This window comes from Pseudoalteromonas sp. APAL1 (genome assembly GCF_021532475.1).
In the GTDB taxonomy this organism is placed as follows: Bacteria; Pseudomonadota; Gammaproteobacteria; order Enterobacterales; family Alteromonadaceae; genus Pseudoalteromonas; species Pseudoalteromonas lipolytica_C.
In genome coordinates this window covers 60,472-78,328 of sequence record NZ_JAKGAW010000003.1, presented here as the reverse complement: position 1 = coordinate 78,328, position 17,857 = coordinate 60,472, and the positions used below count along the sequence as shown (strand labels likewise).

The 17,857-nt window shown below is 41.4% G+C and carries 13 protein-coding genes and 1 other RNA gene; 9 read left to right on the top strand and 5 right to left on the bottom strand.

Annotation, left to right across the window (positions count from 1 at the left end; all coding sequences use genetic code 11):
- Positions 1 to 248 precede the first annotated feature (248 nt).
- The 6 genes from lpxB to L1264_RS02540 all read left to right on the top strand — a co-directional run bounded on the left by lpxB (position 249) and on the right by L1264_RS02540 (position 8,204).
- Positions 249 to 1,406 (top strand): lipid-A-disaccharide synthase, encoded by a 1,158-nt coding sequence (gene lpxB / locus L1264_RS02565; RefSeq protein ID WP_199525894.1) that lies wholly within the window; start codon positions 249 to 251, stop codon positions 1,404 to 1,406.
- Entirely contained in the window at positions 1,396 to 2,001 is a 606-nt protein-coding gene (gene rnhB / locus L1264_RS02560; protein WP_199525896.1) for a ribonuclease HII, read from the top strand. Before lpxB ends, rnhB begins: the two co-directional genes overlap by 11 nt.
- Positions 2,001 to 5,492 (top strand): DNA polymerase III subunit alpha, encoded by a 3,492-nt coding sequence (gene dnaE, locus L1264_RS02555; RefSeq protein WP_199525898.1) that lies wholly within the window; start codon positions 2,001 to 2,003, stop codon positions 5,490 to 5,492. Before rnhB ends, dnaE begins: the two co-directional genes overlap by 1 nt.
- A 16-nt stretch (positions 5,493 to 5,508) precedes the next feature.
- A complete protein-coding gene (gene accA / locus L1264_RS02550) occupies positions 5,509 to 6,465 on the top strand; it encodes an acetyl-CoA carboxylase carboxyl transferase subunit alpha (protein ID WP_135924025.1) in 957 nt (318 codons plus the stop codon).
- Positions 6,466 to 6,556: 91 nt separating this feature from the next.
- Positions 6,557 to 7,867 carry a tRNA lysidine(34) synthetase TilS gene (tilS, locus tag L1264_RS02545; RefSeq protein ID WP_199525900.1) on the top strand — a complete coding sequence of 437 codons (1,311 nt, stop codon included), beginning with the start codon at positions 6,557 to 6,559 and terminating at the stop codon, positions 7,865 to 7,867.
- Positions 7,860 to 8,204 carry a hypothetical protein gene (locus tag L1264_RS02540; protein WP_199525901.1) on the top strand — a complete coding sequence of 115 codons (345 nt, stop codon included), beginning with the start codon at positions 7,860 to 7,862 and terminating at the stop codon, positions 8,202 to 8,204. The genes tilS and L1264_RS02540 overlap by 8 nt, the downstream gene beginning before the upstream one ends.
- A 25-nt stretch (positions 8,205 to 8,229) precedes the next feature.
- Here L1264_RS02540 and L1264_RS02535 read toward each other — a convergent pair whose 3' ends face one another.
- Positions 8,230 to 9,126: a GGDEF domain-containing protein gene (locus L1264_RS02535; protein ID WP_135924028.1), complete on the bottom strand. Its 897-nt coding sequence runs from the start codon at positions 9,124 to 9,126 to the stop codon at positions 8,230 to 8,232.
- A gap of 139 nt (positions 9,127 to 9,265) precedes the next feature.
- Between L1264_RS02535 and L1264_RS02530 the strand changes: the two genes are divergently transcribed.
- Positions 9,266 to 11,239, top strand: coding sequence for a monovalent cation:proton antiporter family protein (locus L1264_RS02530; protein WP_199525903.1), 1,974 nt, complete (start codon positions 9,266 to 9,268; stop codon positions 11,237 to 11,239).
- Here the strand turns inward: L1264_RS02530 and L1264_RS02525 are convergent, their stop codons facing one another.
- Positions 11,240 to 12,385 (bottom strand): patatin-like phospholipase family protein, encoded by a 1,146-nt coding sequence (locus tag L1264_RS02525; protein ID WP_135924030.1) that lies wholly within the window; start codon positions 12,383 to 12,385, stop codon positions 11,240 to 11,242.
- A 130-nt stretch (positions 12,386 to 12,515) separates the two neighbouring features.
- On the opposite strand from L1264_RS02525, the gene L1264_RS02520 reads away from it, so the two are divergent.
- Positions 12,516 to 13,379 carry a DUF3014 domain-containing protein gene (locus L1264_RS02520; protein ID WP_235403613.1) on the top strand — a complete coding sequence of 288 codons (864 nt, stop codon included), beginning with the start codon at positions 12,516 to 12,518 and terminating at the stop codon, positions 13,377 to 13,379.
- Between the two features lie 138 nt (positions 13,380 to 13,517).
- Positions 13,518 to 13,614, top strand: an RNA gene (gene ffs, locus L1264_RS02515) — signal recognition particle sRNA small type.
- A gap of 164 nt (positions 13,615 to 13,778) precedes the next feature.
- On the opposite strand, the gene L1264_RS02510 is transcribed toward ffs, so the two are convergent.
- The 3 genes from L1264_RS02510 to L1264_RS02500 form a co-directional block, all read right to left on the bottom strand.
- The gene (locus L1264_RS02510; protein ID WP_235403611.1) at positions 13,779 to 15,155 is read right to left on the bottom strand and encodes an alpha-amylase family glycosyl hydrolase; all 1,377 of its coding nucleotides are present in this window, start codon (positions 15,153 to 15,155) and stop codon (positions 13,779 to 13,781) included.
- A 244-nt stretch (positions 15,156 to 15,399) separates the two neighbouring features.
- Positions 15,400 to 15,600 carry a hypothetical protein gene (locus L1264_RS02505; RefSeq protein WP_135924033.1) on the bottom strand — a complete coding sequence of 67 codons (201 nt, stop codon included), beginning with the start codon at positions 15,598 to 15,600 and terminating at the stop codon, positions 15,400 to 15,402.
- A gap of 229 nt (positions 15,601 to 15,829) precedes the next feature.
- On the bottom strand, positions 15,830 to 17,614 hold the full coding sequence (locus L1264_RS02500) for an ATP-binding protein (RefSeq protein ID WP_199525907.1): 1,785 nt from the start codon (positions 17,612 to 17,614) through the stop codon (positions 15,830 to 15,832).
- Positions 17,615 to 17,857: the final 243 nt, after the last annotated feature.

Genomic DNA, 17,857 nt, shown 5'->3' with positions numbered 1-17,857 from the left:
TACACTTTCAAATATTTAATCGTTATAAAAAGCTCATTTACTATGGCTTACTTAGTTAATTTTTATTATTTTTAAGAATCTGACTAATTATCTACCGCTACTTTGAGCGGTAAACTGTGTATAAAGAATCGACGACTTTTTAGCGTAATTTCGATTTCTAGTATTTATTAACTCTGTGACATTTATCCGACTGCTAAAACACGGTAAACTCATTTTCATTAGTGCCAAAAGTTGCGAATTATCAACGAATGAAAGAACAAACAAAGCCGTTACGTATTGCCTTGGTGGCAGGTGAGTTATCAGGTGATATTTTAGGTGAAGGGTTAATAAAAGCACTTAAACGCCGTTTTCCTGATGCTATTTTTGAGGGGATTGCGGGCCCGCGTATGCAAGCGGCTGGTTGCAATACATTATTCGATATGGACGAATTATCAGTGATGGGCCTAGTCGAAGTGCTAGGCCGATTACCGCGCCTACTCAAAATACGCAAACAATTGGTGCAGCATTTTATCGACAACCCACCGGATGTATTTATTGGCATTGATGCGCCTGATTTTAATTTACGTGTTGAAAAACCGTTAAAAGATGCAGGTATCAAAACGATTCAATATGTTAGCCCATCAGTGTGGGCGTGGCGTGAAAAACGTATTCATAAAATCAGTGCGGCTACTAATTTAGTGCTGGCATTATTGCCGTTCGAAAAAGCCTTTTACGATAAACACAATGTACCTTGTACATTTGTGGGTCACACATTGGCTGATGATATTGCGCTTGAGCACGACCAAACCGAAGCGCGTAACCAGCTTGGTTTATCACAAACTGATAAAGTGCTTGCTTTGTTACCAGGTAGCCGGGGTTCTGAAGTAGGGCTTTTAAGCGAAACCTATATTCAAACAGCAGCGAAATTACAGACGCAAAATCCTGATCTTAAAATTGTAGTGCCGTTAGTCAATGAAAAACGAAAAGCACAGTTTTGTGAGATTTTAGAAAAAACAGCCCCTGATTTAAAACTGCAATTATTGGATGGTCAATCAAACCTTGCAATGCAAGCTGCTGATGCCATTTTACTTGCCTCAGGTACCGCAACGCTTGAAGGCATGCTGTATAAAAAGCCGATGGTCGTGGGCTACAAAATTAAGCCACTGAGTTATTGGATTTTTAAAACACTATTCACTTTTAACATTAAATATTTTTCGTTGCCTAATTTATTAGCCGATGAAGAACTTGTTCCAGAATACTTACAAACTGAGTGTAATGTTGAAAACTTATCAGCTGCGCTAACACCTATGTTGAATACGGATAACAGCGAATTAAAAGCGCGCTTTTTAGCTATTCATAAAGACATAAGATTAAATGCCAACGAACAAGCTGCAGCTGCAGTCGCGGAGTTACTAAATGCAAATTGAACGACCGAATGTTAATTATATAGCAGGTGTAGATGAAGTTGGCCGTGGCCCATTAGTGGGTGATGTTGTTACCGCTGCGGTAATACTTGATCCGAATAAGCCAATAGCAGGTTTAGCTGATTCTAAAAAGTTAACAGATAAAAAACGCCAATTATTAGCGATAGAAATAAAAGAAAAAGCTCTGTGCTATGCCATTGGCCGTTGCAGCCCAACTGAAATTGACGAGTTAAATATTCTTCATGCCACTATGCTTGCAATGAGCCGTGCGGTTGAAGGCTTAAGTGTAAAGCCTGAGTTTGTTTTTATTGATGGTAATCGTGTGCCTAGCCAGTTAACTGTGCCAGCACAGGCGGTAGTAAAAGGTGACAGCCTCGTTGAAGAGATTTCTGCGGCATCTATTTTAGCGAAAGTTGCCCGTGACGAAGAAATGATTGAGCTTGATAAGCGTTATCCTGACTATGGCTTTGCAGGTCATAAAGGCTATCCAACTAAAGCGCACTTTGCGGCACTCGAACAATACGGGGCAATTGCAGAGCATCGTAAGAGCTTTAAACCTGTTCAGCGCATTTTGGCGTTGAAAGGAGAGCAATTGTAATGCCTGCGCCGCAATTTGTTCACTTACGTGTTCACTCAGATTTCTCAATGGTGGACGGCCTTGCTAAAACCAAGCCGATTGTAGCTAAAGCTGAAGAGTTGCAAATGCCAGCGCTGGCAATCACTGACCAGATGAACTTATGTGGTTTGGTGCGATTTTATGGTGCGGCGCATGGCGCTGGGATTAAGCCTATTGTTGGTGCTGACTTTTGGTTAAGAAGCCCTGAATTTGAGGATGAACCAAGTCGCATTACCATCTTAGCGAAAGATAACGAAGGCTATAAAAACCTTACCTTATTGATCTCTAAAGCGTACCAGCGTGGGCATTTATTTCATCGCCCTGTGGTTGATCGCGAATGGTTGGTAGAGAATAAAAATGGCCTGATTTTATTATCAGGCGCTAAAGATGGCGACTTAGGTAAAGCCCTACTAAAAGGCAACCCTGGTCTTATTGAGTCTGTGGTTAGCTTTTATAAGCAGCACTTTAGCGATCATTATTATATTGAGCTTATTCGTACTGAACGCCCCCTAGAAGAAGATTATCTGCATCTGGCTGTTGAGCTTGCCGCAAAAGAGCAGTTACCAGTGGTAGCAACGAATGAAGTGGTGTTTTTAAAACCAGAAAACTTTGAAGCCCACGAAATCCGAGTGGCAATCCATGACGGATATACCCTAGAAGATAAACGCAGACCAAAACGTTTTTCTGAGCAGCAATATCTAAAAACAGCGGAGCAAATGGCTGAGCTATTTAGCGATATTCCAGAAGCGTTAGAAAACACCGTAGAAATTGCCAAGCGCTGTAATGTAACCGTGCAGCTAGGAACTTACTTCTTACCTGATTACCCAACCGGTTCACTGAAAATTGAAGACTTCTTGGTTAAAGTCTCTGAAGATGGTCTTGAAGAGCGTTTACAGTTTTTATTCCCTGATGAGCAAGAGCGTAAAGAAAAACGGGGTGAGTATGATGAGCGTCTGAAAATAGAGCTCGACGTAATCAACCAAATGGGTTTCCCGGGTTACTTCTTGATCGTAATGGAGTTCATTCAGTGGAGTAAAGATAACAATATTCCAGTAGGTCCAGGACGTGGTTCGGGTGCCGGTTCACTGGTTGCTTATGCTTTGAAGATTACCGATCTTGATCCGCTAGAGTTTGACCTACTATTCGAACGTTTCTTGAACCCTGAGCGTATTTCAATGCCCGATTTCGACGTCGACTTCTGTATGGATAGGCGCGATGAGGTAATTGACCACGTAGCGGCGCTTTATGGCCGTGACGCGGTATCTCAGATCATCACCTTTGGTACCATGGCTGCAAAAGCGGTTATCCGTGACGTAGGCCGTGTACTTGGTCACCCTTACGGCTTTGTTGATCGTATTTCAAAATTAGTACCGGGCGATCCGGGCATGACCTTGGCTAAAGCGTTTGATGTTGAGCCGCGTTTACAAGAAGCCTACGACGGTGATGAAGAGGTAAAAGAGCTTATCGATATGTGTCGCATCCTTGAAGGGTGTACACGTAACGCCGGTAAACACGCTGGTGGTGTTGTAATATCACCAACCACTATCACTGACTTTGCTGCCCTTTATTGTGATGATGAAGGTAAATTCCCTGTTACTCAATTTGATAAAAACGACGTTGAGACGGCGGGCTTAGTTAAGTTTGACTTCTTAGGTTTAAGAACGCTTACCATCTTGCAGTGGGCGCTTGATATGACCAATGAGCGCTTAGCCCGCGAGGGTAAAGAGCCGGTTGATATTAACGCCATTCCACTTGATGACAAGCCAAGTATTGAGTTATTGCTACGCGCCGAAACCACCGCGGTATTCCAGCTCGAATCTCGTGGTATGAAAGATCTTATTCGTCGTCTAAAGCCCGACTGCTTCGAAGATATGATCGCACTGGTGGCACTGTTCCGCCCAGGTCCATTGCAATCAGGCATGGTAGATAACTTTATCGACCGTAAGCACGGACGAGAAGAAATATCTTACCCAGACGTTCAGTGGCAACATGAAAGCCTACAGCCTATTCTTGAGCCGACCTACGGTATCATTCTTTATCAAGAACAAGTAATGCAAATTGCGCAGGTACTTGCCGGTTATACCCTTGGTGGCGCTGACATGCTGCGTCGTGCAATGGGTAAGAAAAAGCCTGAAGAGATGGCAAAGCAACGTTCGACTTTTGAAGAAGGCGCTATAAATAATGGCGTTGACGGCGAACTTGCAATGAAAATCTTCGACTTGGTAGAGAAATTCGCGGGTTATGGTTTTAACAAATCGCACTCTGCTGCTTATGCACTGGTGTCGTATCAAACACTGTGGATGAAGACCCATTATCCAGCTGAGTTTATGGCGGCAGTAATGTCGGCGGATATGGATAACACCGATAAAATTGTTACCTTGGTTGATGAATGTGAAAACATGAAACTGACCTTGTTACCGCCTGATGTAAATGCCGGTGAGTACAAGTTTACTGTTAATCTAAAAGGTGAGATTGTTTATGGCATTGGTGCCATTAAAGGCGTGGGTGAAGCACCGGTTGAAGCTATTTTAGAAGCTCGAAGTGAAGGCGGTCCGTTTAAAGACTTATTTGATTTTTGTGCCAGAGTTGACTTAAAACGCTTAAACAAGCGCGTGGTCGAAAAACTTATCTATGCAGGCGCACTTGATCAACTTGGCCCAGATAAAACCCAGCCAGGTCGTGCGACCTTATTAGCGAGCTTAAAAGATGCCATGCGAGCAGCTGATCAACATCATAAAGCAGAGTCATTAGGGCAAGCAGATTTGTTTGGTTTATTGGCTACTGAACCAGACGAAGTTGAACAGGCGTTTATCAAAGCGACAGACTTAACTGATAAGCAATGGCTAGACGGTGAAAAAGAGACCTTAGGGCTTTACTTAACTGGCCATCCAATTAACCAGTACCGTAAAGAACTAAAGCATTACACCTCGGGAAGGCTAGTAGACTTGCAGCCCACAAATCGTGATGTGCAATCAACAGCGGCTGGCCTTGTTATCAATGCCCGAACCCTGATAAATAAAAAGGGAAATCGTTGGGGTCTTATAACTTTAGATGACAAGAGTGCCCGTATTGATGTACGCTTATTCCCAGAACAGTTTGAAATGTACCAAGATATGCTGCAAGTTAACAATATCTTGGTAATATCCGGACAGGTCAGCTTTGATAACTTCTCTGGTGGCATTACAATGACCGCTAGAGACATATGCACCATTGCCGAAGCGCGAGAAAAACGTATAAAAGCGATTAAAATGACGCTGAATATGGTGCAGATCGAGGCAAACTTCTTCGATAATTTACAAAAAGTACTTGAACCTTATAAGTTTGGTACATGTCCTATCAAAGTATTCTATCAACGTCCGGATGCGTTGGCTGAGATTACCTTAGGGACTGAATGGTGTGTTACGCCTAGTGATGACTTAATTCATAAGTTGTCATTGATGGCGGCGCAAGATGTAGAACTAGAATTTAATTAATTAGGTAGTTTAGAGCATGAGCCTCAATTATCTTGATTTTGAGCTTCCAATCGCAGAATTAGAAGCAAAAATTGAAGAATTACAAAATGTAAGCCGCGCTGGCGAATTAGACCTTGGATTAGAAGAGGAAGTCAGTCGATTAAAAGAAAAAAGTGCTGAAATGAAAGAGAAAATTTTCTCTGAATTAGGTGCTTGGCAGGTTTCTCAGTTAGCCCGTCATCCGTTGCGTCCTTATACTCGTGATTACATCGAGCGCATTTTCACGGAATTTGACGAACTAGCAGGCGACCGTACCTTCGCTAACGACCCAGCTATATTAGGTGGTATTGCACGTTTTGAAGGTCAACCTGTAATGGTTATCGGCCAACAAAAAGGTCGTGACACGGCTGAAAAAATCAAACGCAACTTTGGTATGCCAAAGCCAGAAGGTTACCGTAAAGCATTACGCTTAATGGAAATGGCTGAGCGCTTTAAAATGCCAATTATGACATTTATCGACACACCAGGGGCATACCCAGGTGTTGGTGCTGAAGAGCGTGGTCAAAGTGAGGCTATCGCACGTAACCTTAAAGTTATGGCTGCGTTAAAAGTACCAACAATCTGTACTGTAATTGGTGAAGGTGGTTCAGGTGGTGCACTTGCAATTGGTGTGGGTGACCGCGTTAACATGTTGCAATACAGCACTTACTCTGTGATCTCGCCAGAAGGTTGTGCATCAATCTTATGGAAAAGCGCAGATAAAGCACCATTAGCAGCAGAGGCAATGGGTGTAACCGCAGCACGCGTTAAAGAGCTTGATTTAATCAACAATGTGATTGAAGAGCCTTTAGGTGGTGCGCACCGCAATTACGATGCGATGGCACGTAACCTTAAAAACCAACTTAAACGCGACCTAGCTGAATTACAAGGCCTTTCACTTGATGAAATGCTTGATCAGCGTTACAAACGTTTAATGTCGTTTGGTTATTGCTAAACACTGCTTAAAATTGAAAAAAGCCGCTTTTGCGGCTTTTTTTGTTTTATAATGCTGATAACACAGACGCTTGTATACTCATTGGTTTTTAATGCAAACATCAGACTTATATCACCATTTTTTAGCACAATTACAGCCGTTGCTGAACGCTGAACACAGCTGCTTTAGTGTTGCCTTATCAGGCGGTGTTGACTCTGTTGTGTTGTTACATTTAATGAACCAAGTTCAAAAGCAGCGCTCAGAGCTTAAGCTTGAAGCTGTGTATGTTAATCATGGTTTGAGTGAGTATGCCGATGAGTGGCAAGGATTTTGTAAGTCACTATGTGAAGATCTCGGTGTAGCATTTAAAGCGGTGCGCGTTGAAATCCAAGAGCGCTCGCGCACTTCACTCGAGGCACAAGCGCGAGAGGCAAGATACCAAGCTCTTGACGAAAACTGCGAGGTAGGCAGTGTAATACTGCTTGGTCAGCACTTAAATGACCAACTCGAAACCTTCTTGTTGCGGCTTAAACGCGGCTCAGGCTTGCAAGGCTTAGCATCAATGCCACAAACGCGGTTATTAGCGTCTGGGCGAGTATGTTTTCGACCGCTGATTAATATCACTCGTGAGCAAATTGAACAGTTTGCCGTTAAATTTGCCATTAGCCATATCACCGATGACTCAAATATTGATGAGCGCTTTGACCGCAATTTTTTACGTCATCAAGTTTTGCCTATTTTAATGGAGCGTTTTCAAGGGTTTGAAAAGAGTGCAGCGCGCAGTATTCGGCTGTTACAACAACAGCAATCGCTGCTCGATGAATATACGCAAAGTGACCTTGCACACTGCCAAAATTCACAGGGTGGTTTAAGCTGTGTTGCAATTGCGGAGTTTAGTAAGCCTAGACAAGCAAATCTTGTGCGTGCGTGGCTAAATCAGTTTACCCATCAACTACCTTCTGAGAATCAGCTACAGCAAATTATTGAACAAGGTTTAACGGCACAAGCTGATGCGCAGCTAAAAATTTGTTTGCAAAGCGGCGATGTTCGTCGTCATCAGCAACATTGGTACTTTGTGACTGAGCAGGCAATACCACAGGCAATGGATATTAACTTACAGCCTATAGAGCTCACTGATGGCCGTAAACTTATCGTTAGGCAGGGAAAGGGCATCAGAAAGCCTTTAAAAAATGAGCAAGTAAGGGTTGAATTTAATAAGCCGCAAGCACGTATAAAACCCTTAAAAAAACCCGGCTCAAACACCTTAAAACATTGGTTTAAAGATGCCAAAGTGGCCCCTTGGTTACGTGCGCAAACACCACTTATTTTTTATAACGATCAACTCGTGCAAGTAGTGGGCTATTTCACTAGCGCTGAGCACAGTGTTGATGAAGGAATTTTTTGGGAGATATTCTATGAGTGAACAACCACATGTTGGTTTATCACTAGTTAATAAGGCACCACTAGGTTTGGTGTTGTCACTGTTAGTTGCTGTTATTGCTGGTTTTGTTTATACAGGCTTGAGCTTACTGACACTACTTTATGCCTTAGCTGGCGGCCTGTTGTGTTCAGTATTGCTACTAGGATATTGGTCAGGTAAAGGTGGTATATTCTTTATTTTAGGCGTACTTACGCCATTGGCTTTAGTGATGGTATCACCCCTTACCACCATGGCCGCATTGCTCTACTTGTTAAGCGGCTTTTTTGCTGGCTTTTGGCTGGTATTACTTTGCTATAAGTTTAAAGTTAAAAAAGCCTAGCGGGGGATGCTAGGCTTTCTGTTAATTAAAAAGCTCTGGCGCAGTTTCTTCCTGCTGCTTTAGCTTTGTACAGACCTTTATCTGCACGGGCAAATACATCATTTTCGCAATCTTGGTTAGTTGCTAAAGTATAACCAATACTAGAAGTTACGCGGTATTGTGTCATCAAGTTAGACTTTTTCACCAGCCGCATAATTCGCTCTGCAACTACTTTGTTAGTTGTGAATTCTGGGTCGTCAATTAATAGTGCAAACTCGTCGCCACCAAAGCGAAAAATTGAGTCTGTTCCTCTAACACTACTGCATAGTACTTCTGAGAACTCTTGTAAAACATCATCACCAATTTTATGACCGAAACTATCGTTCACTTGTTTGAAATTATCTAAATCAAGCAACATTAGGCTAAATGGTCGGTTTTGGCGACGACAACGTTCAAGCTTTTGCGCCAAACTGTCATTAAATTGACTTCGGTTATTTAAGCCTGTTAGGGCATCTTTCGTTGCCAAACGTAATACGCGGTTATACATAATGGCATTACGAAGTGGATAAACCAGCGCACTGTGTAACTGTTCTAATTTAGCTTCTATGCCTTTACCCATTGGGAATTGGCTAAAGTAAATTAATTGCCCTAAACGCTCACTTTCGATATCTAAATCAAAAGAGTAAGGCGTTTGAGATGTATCACTCCCTGCACTCTGAGACACGCCGAGTGAAGACTGGAACTGTAATCCCGATAAATTAATCAGTTGTTTTGCATGATTAGCAAAAATTGTCAGTATATTCTCAATTGAAAGTGTGGTTTGCAGCTTAGCAATTAAGTCATGTGGATTATTTGTTTCATTTATTCGGTAATGCTCTGCCGAAAACGGCAGAAATTCGCCTCGCGCAGACACTCGCTGCGTCAAAATATGGACATTTTCCATTAAAATTCTCCCCCCGGAGTGTTTAGTTACTCCTACTTAGCGAGATTTGTGCCACTTTTTTAAACTGGCTGAAAAACAAATGGTTGCTATAGTTAAAGAAGGCTACAGCTTTATCATCAAGTAGAAGGGAGTTTATTGCTTGCAAAATGTGCTGATTCAAGTGTTTGGCTTGCTAGTTGCTGCCGTATTATTTGTTTGGTTCTTCAAACGAATTGGCTTACCACCTATTCTTGCGTACCTGGCAACTGGGGTGTTGGCGGGGAGTCACGGTATTGGCTGGATGGCGCAAAGCCATGAAATGCACTTTGTGGCTGAGCTAGGTATTGTGTTTTTATTATTTAGTTTAGGTCTAGAGTTTTCGTTACCCCGTTTAAGGGCTATGCGTAATATCGTATTCGGCCTTGGCTCATTACAAGTGGTTGTCACCAGCATTGTGTTTATGCTGATTTTGTTGCTGCTTGATTACAGCTTACTAAATAGTTTTACTATTGCCAGCTTAATGGCGCTATCTTCAACCGCAGTGGTTGTAAAGCTACTTAAAGAATCTGGAGAGCTTAACCAACGACGAGGCCAACTTGCCATTGGCGTATTGCTATTCCAAGACATCGCGGTTGTGCCACTACTTATTGTTTATCCACTGCTAGCACAAAGCGGCTCAGAAGAAATTGTAGGCGCATTGGCGTTTGCACTCACTAAAGGCGCATTGGTTTGTGTTTTACTCTTTGCTATAGGTAAGTGGATACTCCCCAAGGTATTTAGCGAAATCGCATTAGTGAGAACCGATGAGCTATTTATGTTAACCACGCTATTGGTTGCATTATTCGCAGCTGGGCTTACATACTTGTTTGGCTTATCAATGGCATTAGGCGCTTTTTTAGCAGGGATGATGTTAGGAGAAAGTCATTACCGTCACCAGCTAGAGGCGGATATTCGGCCATTTCGCGATATTTTAATGGGGCTGTTCTTTGTCACAGTCGGTATGCAGCTTGATGTACTTTATGTGCTTAGTAGTTGGTATTGGATCATCACTGTACTGGTTGGCTTGTTGTTCTTTAAAATAGCGGTGTTATCGATTGCTGCTCAAGTAATGGGTGAGCGTAAGCAAGATGCTGTTTCTGCGGGGATCATGCTTTGGCAAATGGGGGAGTTTGGTTTTGTACTTATTGCCCTTGCTTCGCAGCACCTTTTAATCAGTGCAGAGCAAGCATCGTTTTTAATTGCAGTAGGGGTGCTATCGATGGCACTCACGCCTTATCTTATTGAAAAAACACCGTTAATTATTAAAAAACTCGGCCTTTTAAGTCAAACTGGGCAACATTGGCAGCAACCCGCTGCGAGTAGTCCGTTGTACCATAACCATGTTGTGATCTGTGGGTTTTCACGGGTTGGACAAACCATCGCGCGGTTTTTAAAGCCCGAGGCAATTGAGTACGTAGCAGTAGAGAGTAATCCTATCTTATTGCAAGAAGCAAAAGCCGCTGGCGAGCCTGTTATATTTGGTCATGTAAATCAAAAAGATATTTTAAAGTCAGCTGGGGTAGAGCGAGCAAGGCTAGTGATCATTACCTTTACCGACTTTGAGCAAACACAAATAGTGGTTGATGCCATCAAGCAAATCGCTCCCAAGGTCAAGATTCTTGTGCGTATGCGTGATGATAGTGAGCTCGAAACACTAAAAGAACTGGGTGTGACAGAAGTGGTGCCCGAAACCCTTGAGGCAAGCTTGATGCTAGTTTCTCATGTGCTTTATATGTCGGGAGTGCCTATGACTCGCATTATCCGCAGAGTAAGTAAAGAACGTCGTAACCGCTACCAATTTTTAAATGGCTTTTTTACCGGCGACAAGCTCGATGGAGAAGAAGCAAGTTCAGACCGCTTAGAATATTTGCATGTTATTGCTTTACCCGAGCGAGCTTATGCTGTGAACCAAAAAATCAGCGAATTAAAACTTGAACAGCGCCGTGTATCTGTAAGGGCACTTCGTAGGCAAGACCGTGAAATTGACGCTCCATCATCGCAAACTATTTTACTGGCTGGCGACATTTTAGTGCTACAAGGTAAACCGCGCCGAGTAGAGCGAGTAGAGCGGTTTTTGCTGGATGGTTTGGAGTAGCTAATCTAGCTCTAAGAATTTACGAATTTCAGGGAGTTTATTAAGGCCATCTTGGTAGCCAATCTCGATGAGCTTTTGTGTGTAACGCTTCTCAAACAGTAAGTAGCTGGTTAAGCTTGATTGCGAGCGTTTTTTTACCCCGATAAGACGTAATAACACTTTAATCGCCATTGGCATATCGTCATAAAACTGTGCGGCAATTACATTAAAGTTCTGTGAGGGGTTAATCACGCAGGTTTCGATTTGCTTTAATTCTTGATGTTTGTCGCGAGCAGGTAACAGGCTCAAGGTTCGGTTGATACGTTGTAAACGCTCTAAATCAGACTGCAAGGTATCGGTAAATACACTGTCGAGTAAGTGACCCGCAATATTTGAAAGTCCTGGATAGTGTGGTTGATAGCCCGGAGGATGTGGTGCTTTTGGTTCGTCTACACCAATGATAAAAATTTTCTCAGCGCCTAAATGCACAGAAGGGCTCAAGGGCGATAGCTGGTGGATTGAGCCATCACCAAAATAATGGTTATGTACATTCACACTTGGAAAAACCATAGGAATGGCACTTGATGCCATTAAATGCTCTACATTTATACGTGTTGCTTGTCCCTCGCGCTTCGCTCGGCGCCAAGGCTTTTGAGTAAGCGACTGAAAAAACGCCACAGAGTCACCCGTGGTATAACTAGAAGCAGTAATAGACACAGCATCTAAATAATTTTTATGCAGATTTCGCTCAATACGTGATAAATCGAGTATTTCATTGAGCAGTTTTCTCAGCGGCTTGTTGTTCAATAAGCTCGCTGGTGGGTGGTTTATATGCTCTGACTGGAAGCTTGTTAGCATATTGCGCAGAATATGCAGAAAAACGCTGATGAAGTCGCTTTTATAAACTTGCGAAGTAGAAAAGTTCTTCCATACCCATTCTAGTTTTTTGCTCGCTAAATGAGCACAAGAAGCATAACATGCTAATGCAGCGGAATTAATTGCGCCTGCTGATGTCCCATTAATTATAGTAAACGGTAAAGGGGCAGTACGCGGCATGCTTTGAGTAACTGCTTTTAGCACGCCCACTTGATAAGCAGCACGAGCACCACCACCTGTAAGTAGTAAGGCGACTTTTGAATGCTGTGTTTTTTTTAACTTAGTACCCATATTTGCATTTAACTAGTTGTGCGTCTTTACTTTATTTATCAACTGTAAGTCTTTAAGCTAGAAGAAGCAAAGTTTAGCTCGCGAGTTACGTTAATTTTCGTCTTTTTGTTTGTTTTTAAAGGGAGTGTGTATGTCTGAGCATTCGTCAGAGCCTACAGTTAAATCAGGTTCATCAAATAATAATCTTATTTTTGCGGTTGTTATATTAATTATTATCGCCGGTGTTGCGGCGTTTATTTTATTGAAACCAGAAGAGCAGCCAGTGCAAGTTGTTGAAGATATTGTCACTGAAGAAGTGCCTGTGGTTGAGTATCAAAACCCTGAGCCTGAACCTGAAACCTCAGAGCCAGAACCAGAGCTAGTTGTGGTTGAAACGGCTCCAGAGCGAACCCCAGAGCCAGTACCAGAGGTAGAGCCACTGCCTACGCTCAATGAAAGCGATGAAGTGGTTGTAGCACGTATGGATGAGTTATTAAGCGATCAAGTGATGAGCTTAATGGTGACCGATGACCTTATTCGTCGCGGTGTTGTGTATGTTGATAATATCGCCAAAGGTAAAGTGGCATTGAGCCATGCGCCTGTTGAGCGCCCTAAAGAGTCATTTAAAGTGATTGAAGGGGATATTTTAACAATCGATCCAAATAGCTATGAGCGTTACACCCCTTACGTAAAACTATTTACTAGTTTAAGTGCTGCACAAGTTATACGTATGTATGACGAATACAAGCCACTGATTAACGAAGCTTATGCTGAAATTGGCTACGAAGGTGATGCATTCACTGGCACGCTAGAAGAGGCGATTGACGTTCTGCTTGGTACTCCAGAACCAAAAGGTGAAATGCCGTTAGTACGTAACTCAGTTACTTATCAATATGCTTATTCTGAGTGGGAAAATTTACCTGATGCGCAAAAACAATTGCTGCGTATGGGTCCAGAGAACATGAAAAAAGTAAAAGCAGCTCTGCGCAACATTAAAGCTGAGCTTGAAAAGTAATTAACGAAAATCACTTATTTACTGTGCGATTGTATACTAAGCATGCAATCGCACTTTCTTTTTCGAATACCCCTTGAATAACAGGCTAAAACTAGAGATAATCCCTCCCGCGCCGAACGAGGCTCTCAATGGTAGTCTTATTGGTCCTCTCGCAACACTAGCAGGTGAATCTGGTCAGGCCCGGAAGGGAGCAGCCACAGCGTGTGACGTGTGTGCCGAGATGTGGCTGGTAAGACTGCCACCCAAAATCTTCTTTGGGTGACTTTCTTCATACTTATCTCTTTTTTAAACACGCTTTCGATACCCGCTTTAATTTTCTATTAAATTACACCGATTTATTAGCTGGTATGAATGATGACTTCTTTCTTACAATTTACTTTAGAACCTAGGCTCTTAAAACTATTTCACAAACACTCTAAATCCCCACGCTGGAATTGTGAGTTCTGTTGTTTCAGTAAATTCTATTAGCTGTTTTGAAAAAGCATCAGTGTACTTACCTAAATATAATGGTTCCTCAAAACTGACTGTTTTTGGTTCTTTCGAGAAATTAAATACGGCAAATACTTTATCGTTGCCTTTTGCGCGAACAAAGCTAAGTACTGTTTTTGGTGCAGTGTTTGGTACATGTACCATGCGTCCACCAAATTGGCCATTCCATAGTGCTTCATTATTATGTTTGAGTTCAAACAGTGACTGATACAAGTCACCAATAGGGTGCTTTTGCCATTTTATAGGGTCACGTTCGAAAAATTCGAGTCGTTTATCGTTGCCTGCTTCTTGGCCGTTGTAAATCATCGGGAAGCCTTCGCCAACTACAGACAGCGCAATGACAGATTCAAGCGCCTCACCGTAATGTTCAAACATGGTACCTTCCCAAGCATTGGTGTCATGGTTGGCAACACCTACAAGGCGGTAAGCTTCAGCTGGGAATGCGCTTTCATTCCATGAATAATAAATAAATAGGGCGCTGACATCTGCATGACCATTTACAATTTTGCGCATGTGTTCAGACCATGACCAAGCGTATGTCATGTCAAAGGCTTCGGCATGTAAATCGCGCGATTCCCATTCAGCAAGCATTAAAACAGGCTTTATGTCATCAAGCTCACGGCGTACATTGTTCCAAAAGTCTACGGGTACAAAGCCTGCTACATCACAACGATAGCCATCAATACCGACTTCTTTTACCCAGTATTTCATCGACTCTGTCATGTACTCACGAAGCGCTGGTTTTGAATAATCAAAGTCGATAATGTCAGACCAATCCCACCAAGGCGTCGGTCTAAATTGGCCTTGATAATCTCTATCGTACCAATCGGGGTGTTCATATCTAAGCCAGTTATCCCATGCGCTGTGGTTTGCTACCCAATCTAAAATAACGTACATGCCCATGTCATGTGCTTTATTCACAAAGGCTTTAAGATCATCTAGTGTGCCAAATTCAGGGTTTACTTTTCGGTAGTCTTTTACTGAGTAGGGGCTGCCTAAACTGCCTTTGCGATTTTCTTCACCAATAGGGTGAGTTGGCATTAACCAAATAACATCGACACCTAATTTCTTTAAGCGCGGCAGTTGTTGCTGTGCGGCATTAAAAGTGCCTTCTTTAGTAAACTGGCGAGTATTTAGCTGATACATCACTGCATTTTTTGACCATGCCGGATGCGTTATCTTTACATAGGGATTTGGTTGGTAGGCACTATTTGTTGTTTGAGTACACGCCGAAGCGAGTAAACAAAGTATGAATATAAATAAGCACTTTTTTGTAATATGAGTCATTTTAAGGCCTTGTTGTCTAGTTTTATATGCTGATTGAAAAATCAGCAGGTGTCCTTACTATAGCCTTCGCGTTTAGCTACAACAATAAAGTGCATACGTATTCACTTTGTGTTTACATAATCGATTAAGTTGATTATTGCTATTCGCTGAGAGTAAGCAACTAATAAAGTACTTAAATGATTAAATAAATGTGTTGAACAAAAGCCACTGCTAACAACCAAATAGTCAGTGGCTTGGTCCGCTTTTAAGCGGATAGTTGAAAAGTTGATTTGCTGGGATCCCAGCTAATGAGTTGGTTGATTTCAAGCTCTTTTAAAACGGTTAGCAATTCGGACTCACTTAAACAACAGCCTTGTTTTAGCTTATCAAGTGAAATCGCTTTGTCACGGCTATGAAACTTAGAGGCCAACATAATACGGTATATTAGTTTAGACTTACGGTTCATAACGCACCCCTCCACATTTTAATTTTGATAGCAGCGGTTGCTACTAATTGGTTTTATAATTAGGTTCAATGTGTACCGATGATTAATGACTATGGGCGATCTTTTTTTGTAAGTCAATCGTTATATAAAGGTTAAATAAGTGTTTTGGAGTGGGCTGTTCATTTGTCATTTTTTGAAAATCTATAGCTTATTGAAATAGCAAAATAAGCTGTGAATTTTGATGAAAACTTTAATCTAAGCCTTCATTTTGGTTAATTTCGAGTACATCATTAATCGTGTTAAACAGCAGGTGTTTTTCAATAGGCTTACCAACGTGACCGTTAAAGCCGCAGTTCATATACTCGATAATATTTTCTTTCATTACATTGGCAGTAAGAGCGATAATAGGAACTGCTTCGTTAACTCTTCGTATATGAGCACACGCTTCAATGCCCCCCATATTTGGCATTTGTATGTCCATAAGTACTAGCCTAGGATTGAGCTTATTAAATAACTCTATAGCTTGTTTACCATCTTGTGCGAAGTGTAGTTCAGCATTGGTTTCTCCTAGCATTGATTTAATAATCATGGTGTTTAAAGGGTTATCCTCTGCTATTAATACCGTCTGATTTGTTAAGTCAGGTACTTTAATGTGAGTAATTGTTTCATCAATATGAGCTTTTTGAGATAGCTTAAGTGGTAAATACACTGTAAAACGGGTGCCCTTACCAAGTTCACTTTTTACATCAATACTACCACCCATGCGGTTTATTAAATTAACTGTAATCGACATGCCAAGACCTGTACCTCCAAAGCGCCTGGTAATGCTGTTATCGGCTTGCTGAAATCGATTGAAAAGATGAGACAGTCCTTCTTTGCTCATGCCAATACCCGTGTCGATAACATCTAATTCTATTCCCTCGCGCTGAGCAGCTTTTTTGACAATAACTTTTACACCTCCTTGTTCAGTGAATTTAACTGCATTAGATACTAGGTTTAACAGTATTTGTCTTATGCGTACCGGATCGCCAATCCATAAATCCTCTATATCATCACTAACTTCAATTTTTAAATAGATAGATTTTTCATTACAGACAGGCAAAAAATCAGAATTAATTGACTCAACGACCCGCGAGAGAGAGAAGTCTATTCGTTCAACTGATAGCTCGTTCGCCTCCATTTTAGAAAAGTCTAAAATATCGTTGATGATGGTAAGTAGTGATCGACAAGAAAACAGCGCCTTAGCAACAACTTCTATATTGTTCGGTTTTTGAATGTTTGGCTGCAAGATTTGTAATAGCCCCATAATACCGTTTAAAGGGGTGCGGATTTCATGACTCATGTTAGCTAAAAACTCTGATTTTATTCGTGTGCCTTCTAAAGCACGCTCGGTGAGTTCAATCTGTTGTTTATAAGAGTTTGAAAGCTTTCTAAAGTAAACAAGCAATATGCTGGCAAGCAAGATGATGGTTAAAATGTGTACGATGTAAGCGAGTTGAAAGTTGTTATTGATAGCAAGGCTTTTGTCCTTCAGTATCGTACTTATGTATGTTTCGAATTCTGAAAGAGCCTTTAAGGCCGCAGCATCATCCACTTTAGCCACTAAATCGATTTGCTCACTTGTAGCGCCTTCAGCAATCATTTTTATTGCAATGTCGAGTTTAGCTTCATACTCACTAACTGTTTTTGTAACGTCAGTAAGCGCTGTTTGATCGTATTCTTCTATTGCGCTGAGTTTGGATAGTAAGTCTTTTATTGCGGCAAGTTCATTTTTAATTTTGGGAAGGTAAAGCTCAGTGTTTTTTCTTAGCACCAAGTTTTTAAAATGATGAATAAAACCACCATAACCTAGTTTTTGAATAAGCTTGTCGTGAAGGACATAAACATTTGCTGCTGTTTCAGAATAATCATGCCATTGCGAGTCGACATTTTTATAAGAGAATAAAGAAGTAAAAGTAAGCAATATGACTAATGCAATCACGATAGATGCATTCATTTTTAACTTTTTTTTAGTTTGCAGCAGCGCTTTTGTCATTAGATTAATGCATCTATCCTATTATTATTTTAAGCATAGCAGCATTTTTTTTGTTCACATAAGAATGGACTAAAGTCAGAATGGCTTTTTATGTGAATAATAAAAAGCCTTAACGAATAACATGAAATAACCTAAAGCGATTAATAAGCTATTTATAAAAATATTTTAAATCAATAGCACTGTACTTTTTTCGTACTTGTTGTATCTTAAGTTGGTACGGGATTTTAAGGTTTAATTGAGTGT

Bases quoted from the DNA above. Each gene is read 5' to 3' on its own strand.
- L1264_RS02540 (WP_199525901.1), top strand. From the start codon at position 7,860: ATGAGTGAACAACCACATGTTGGTTTATCACTAGTTAATAAGGCACCA.
- tilS (WP_199525900.1), top strand. From the start codon at position 6,557: ATGCAAACATCAGACTTATATCACCATTTTTTAGCACAATTACAGCCG.
- dnaE (WP_199525898.1), top strand. From the start codon at position 2,001: ATGCCTGCGCCGCAATTTGTTCACTTACGTGTTCACTCAGATTTCTCA.
- L1264_RS02500 (WP_199525907.1), bottom strand. From the start codon at position 17,614: ATGACAAAAGCGCTGCTGCAAACTAAAAAAAAGTTAAAAATGAATGCA.
- rnhB (WP_199525896.1), top strand. From the start codon at position 1,396: ATGCAAATTGAACGACCGAATGTTAATTATATAGCAGGTGTAGATGAA.
- L1264_RS02510 (WP_235403611.1), bottom strand. From the start codon at position 15,155: ATGACTCATATTACAAAAAAGTGCTTATTTATATTCATACTTTGTTTA.
- L1264_RS02525 (WP_135924030.1), bottom strand. From the start codon at position 12,385: ATGGGTACTAAGTTAAAAAAAACACAGCATTCAAAAGTCGCCTTACTA.
- L1264_RS02520 (WP_235403613.1), top strand. From the start codon at position 12,516: ATGTCTGAGCATTCGTCAGAGCCTACAGTTAAATCAGGTTCATCAAAT.
- L1264_RS02535 (WP_135924028.1), bottom strand. From the start codon at position 9,126: ATGGAAAATGTCCATATTTTGACGCAGCGAGTGTCTGCGCGAGGCGAA.
- lpxB (WP_199525894.1), top strand. From the start codon at position 249: ATGAAAGAACAAACAAAGCCGTTACGTATTGCCTTGGTGGCAGGTGAG.
- L1264_RS02505 (WP_135924033.1), bottom strand. From the start codon at position 15,600: ATGAACCGTAAGTCTAAACTAATATACCGTATTATGTTGGCCTCTAAG.
- accA (WP_135924025.1), top strand. From the start codon at position 5,509: ATGAGCCTCAATTATCTTGATTTTGAGCTTCCAATCGCAGAATTAGAA.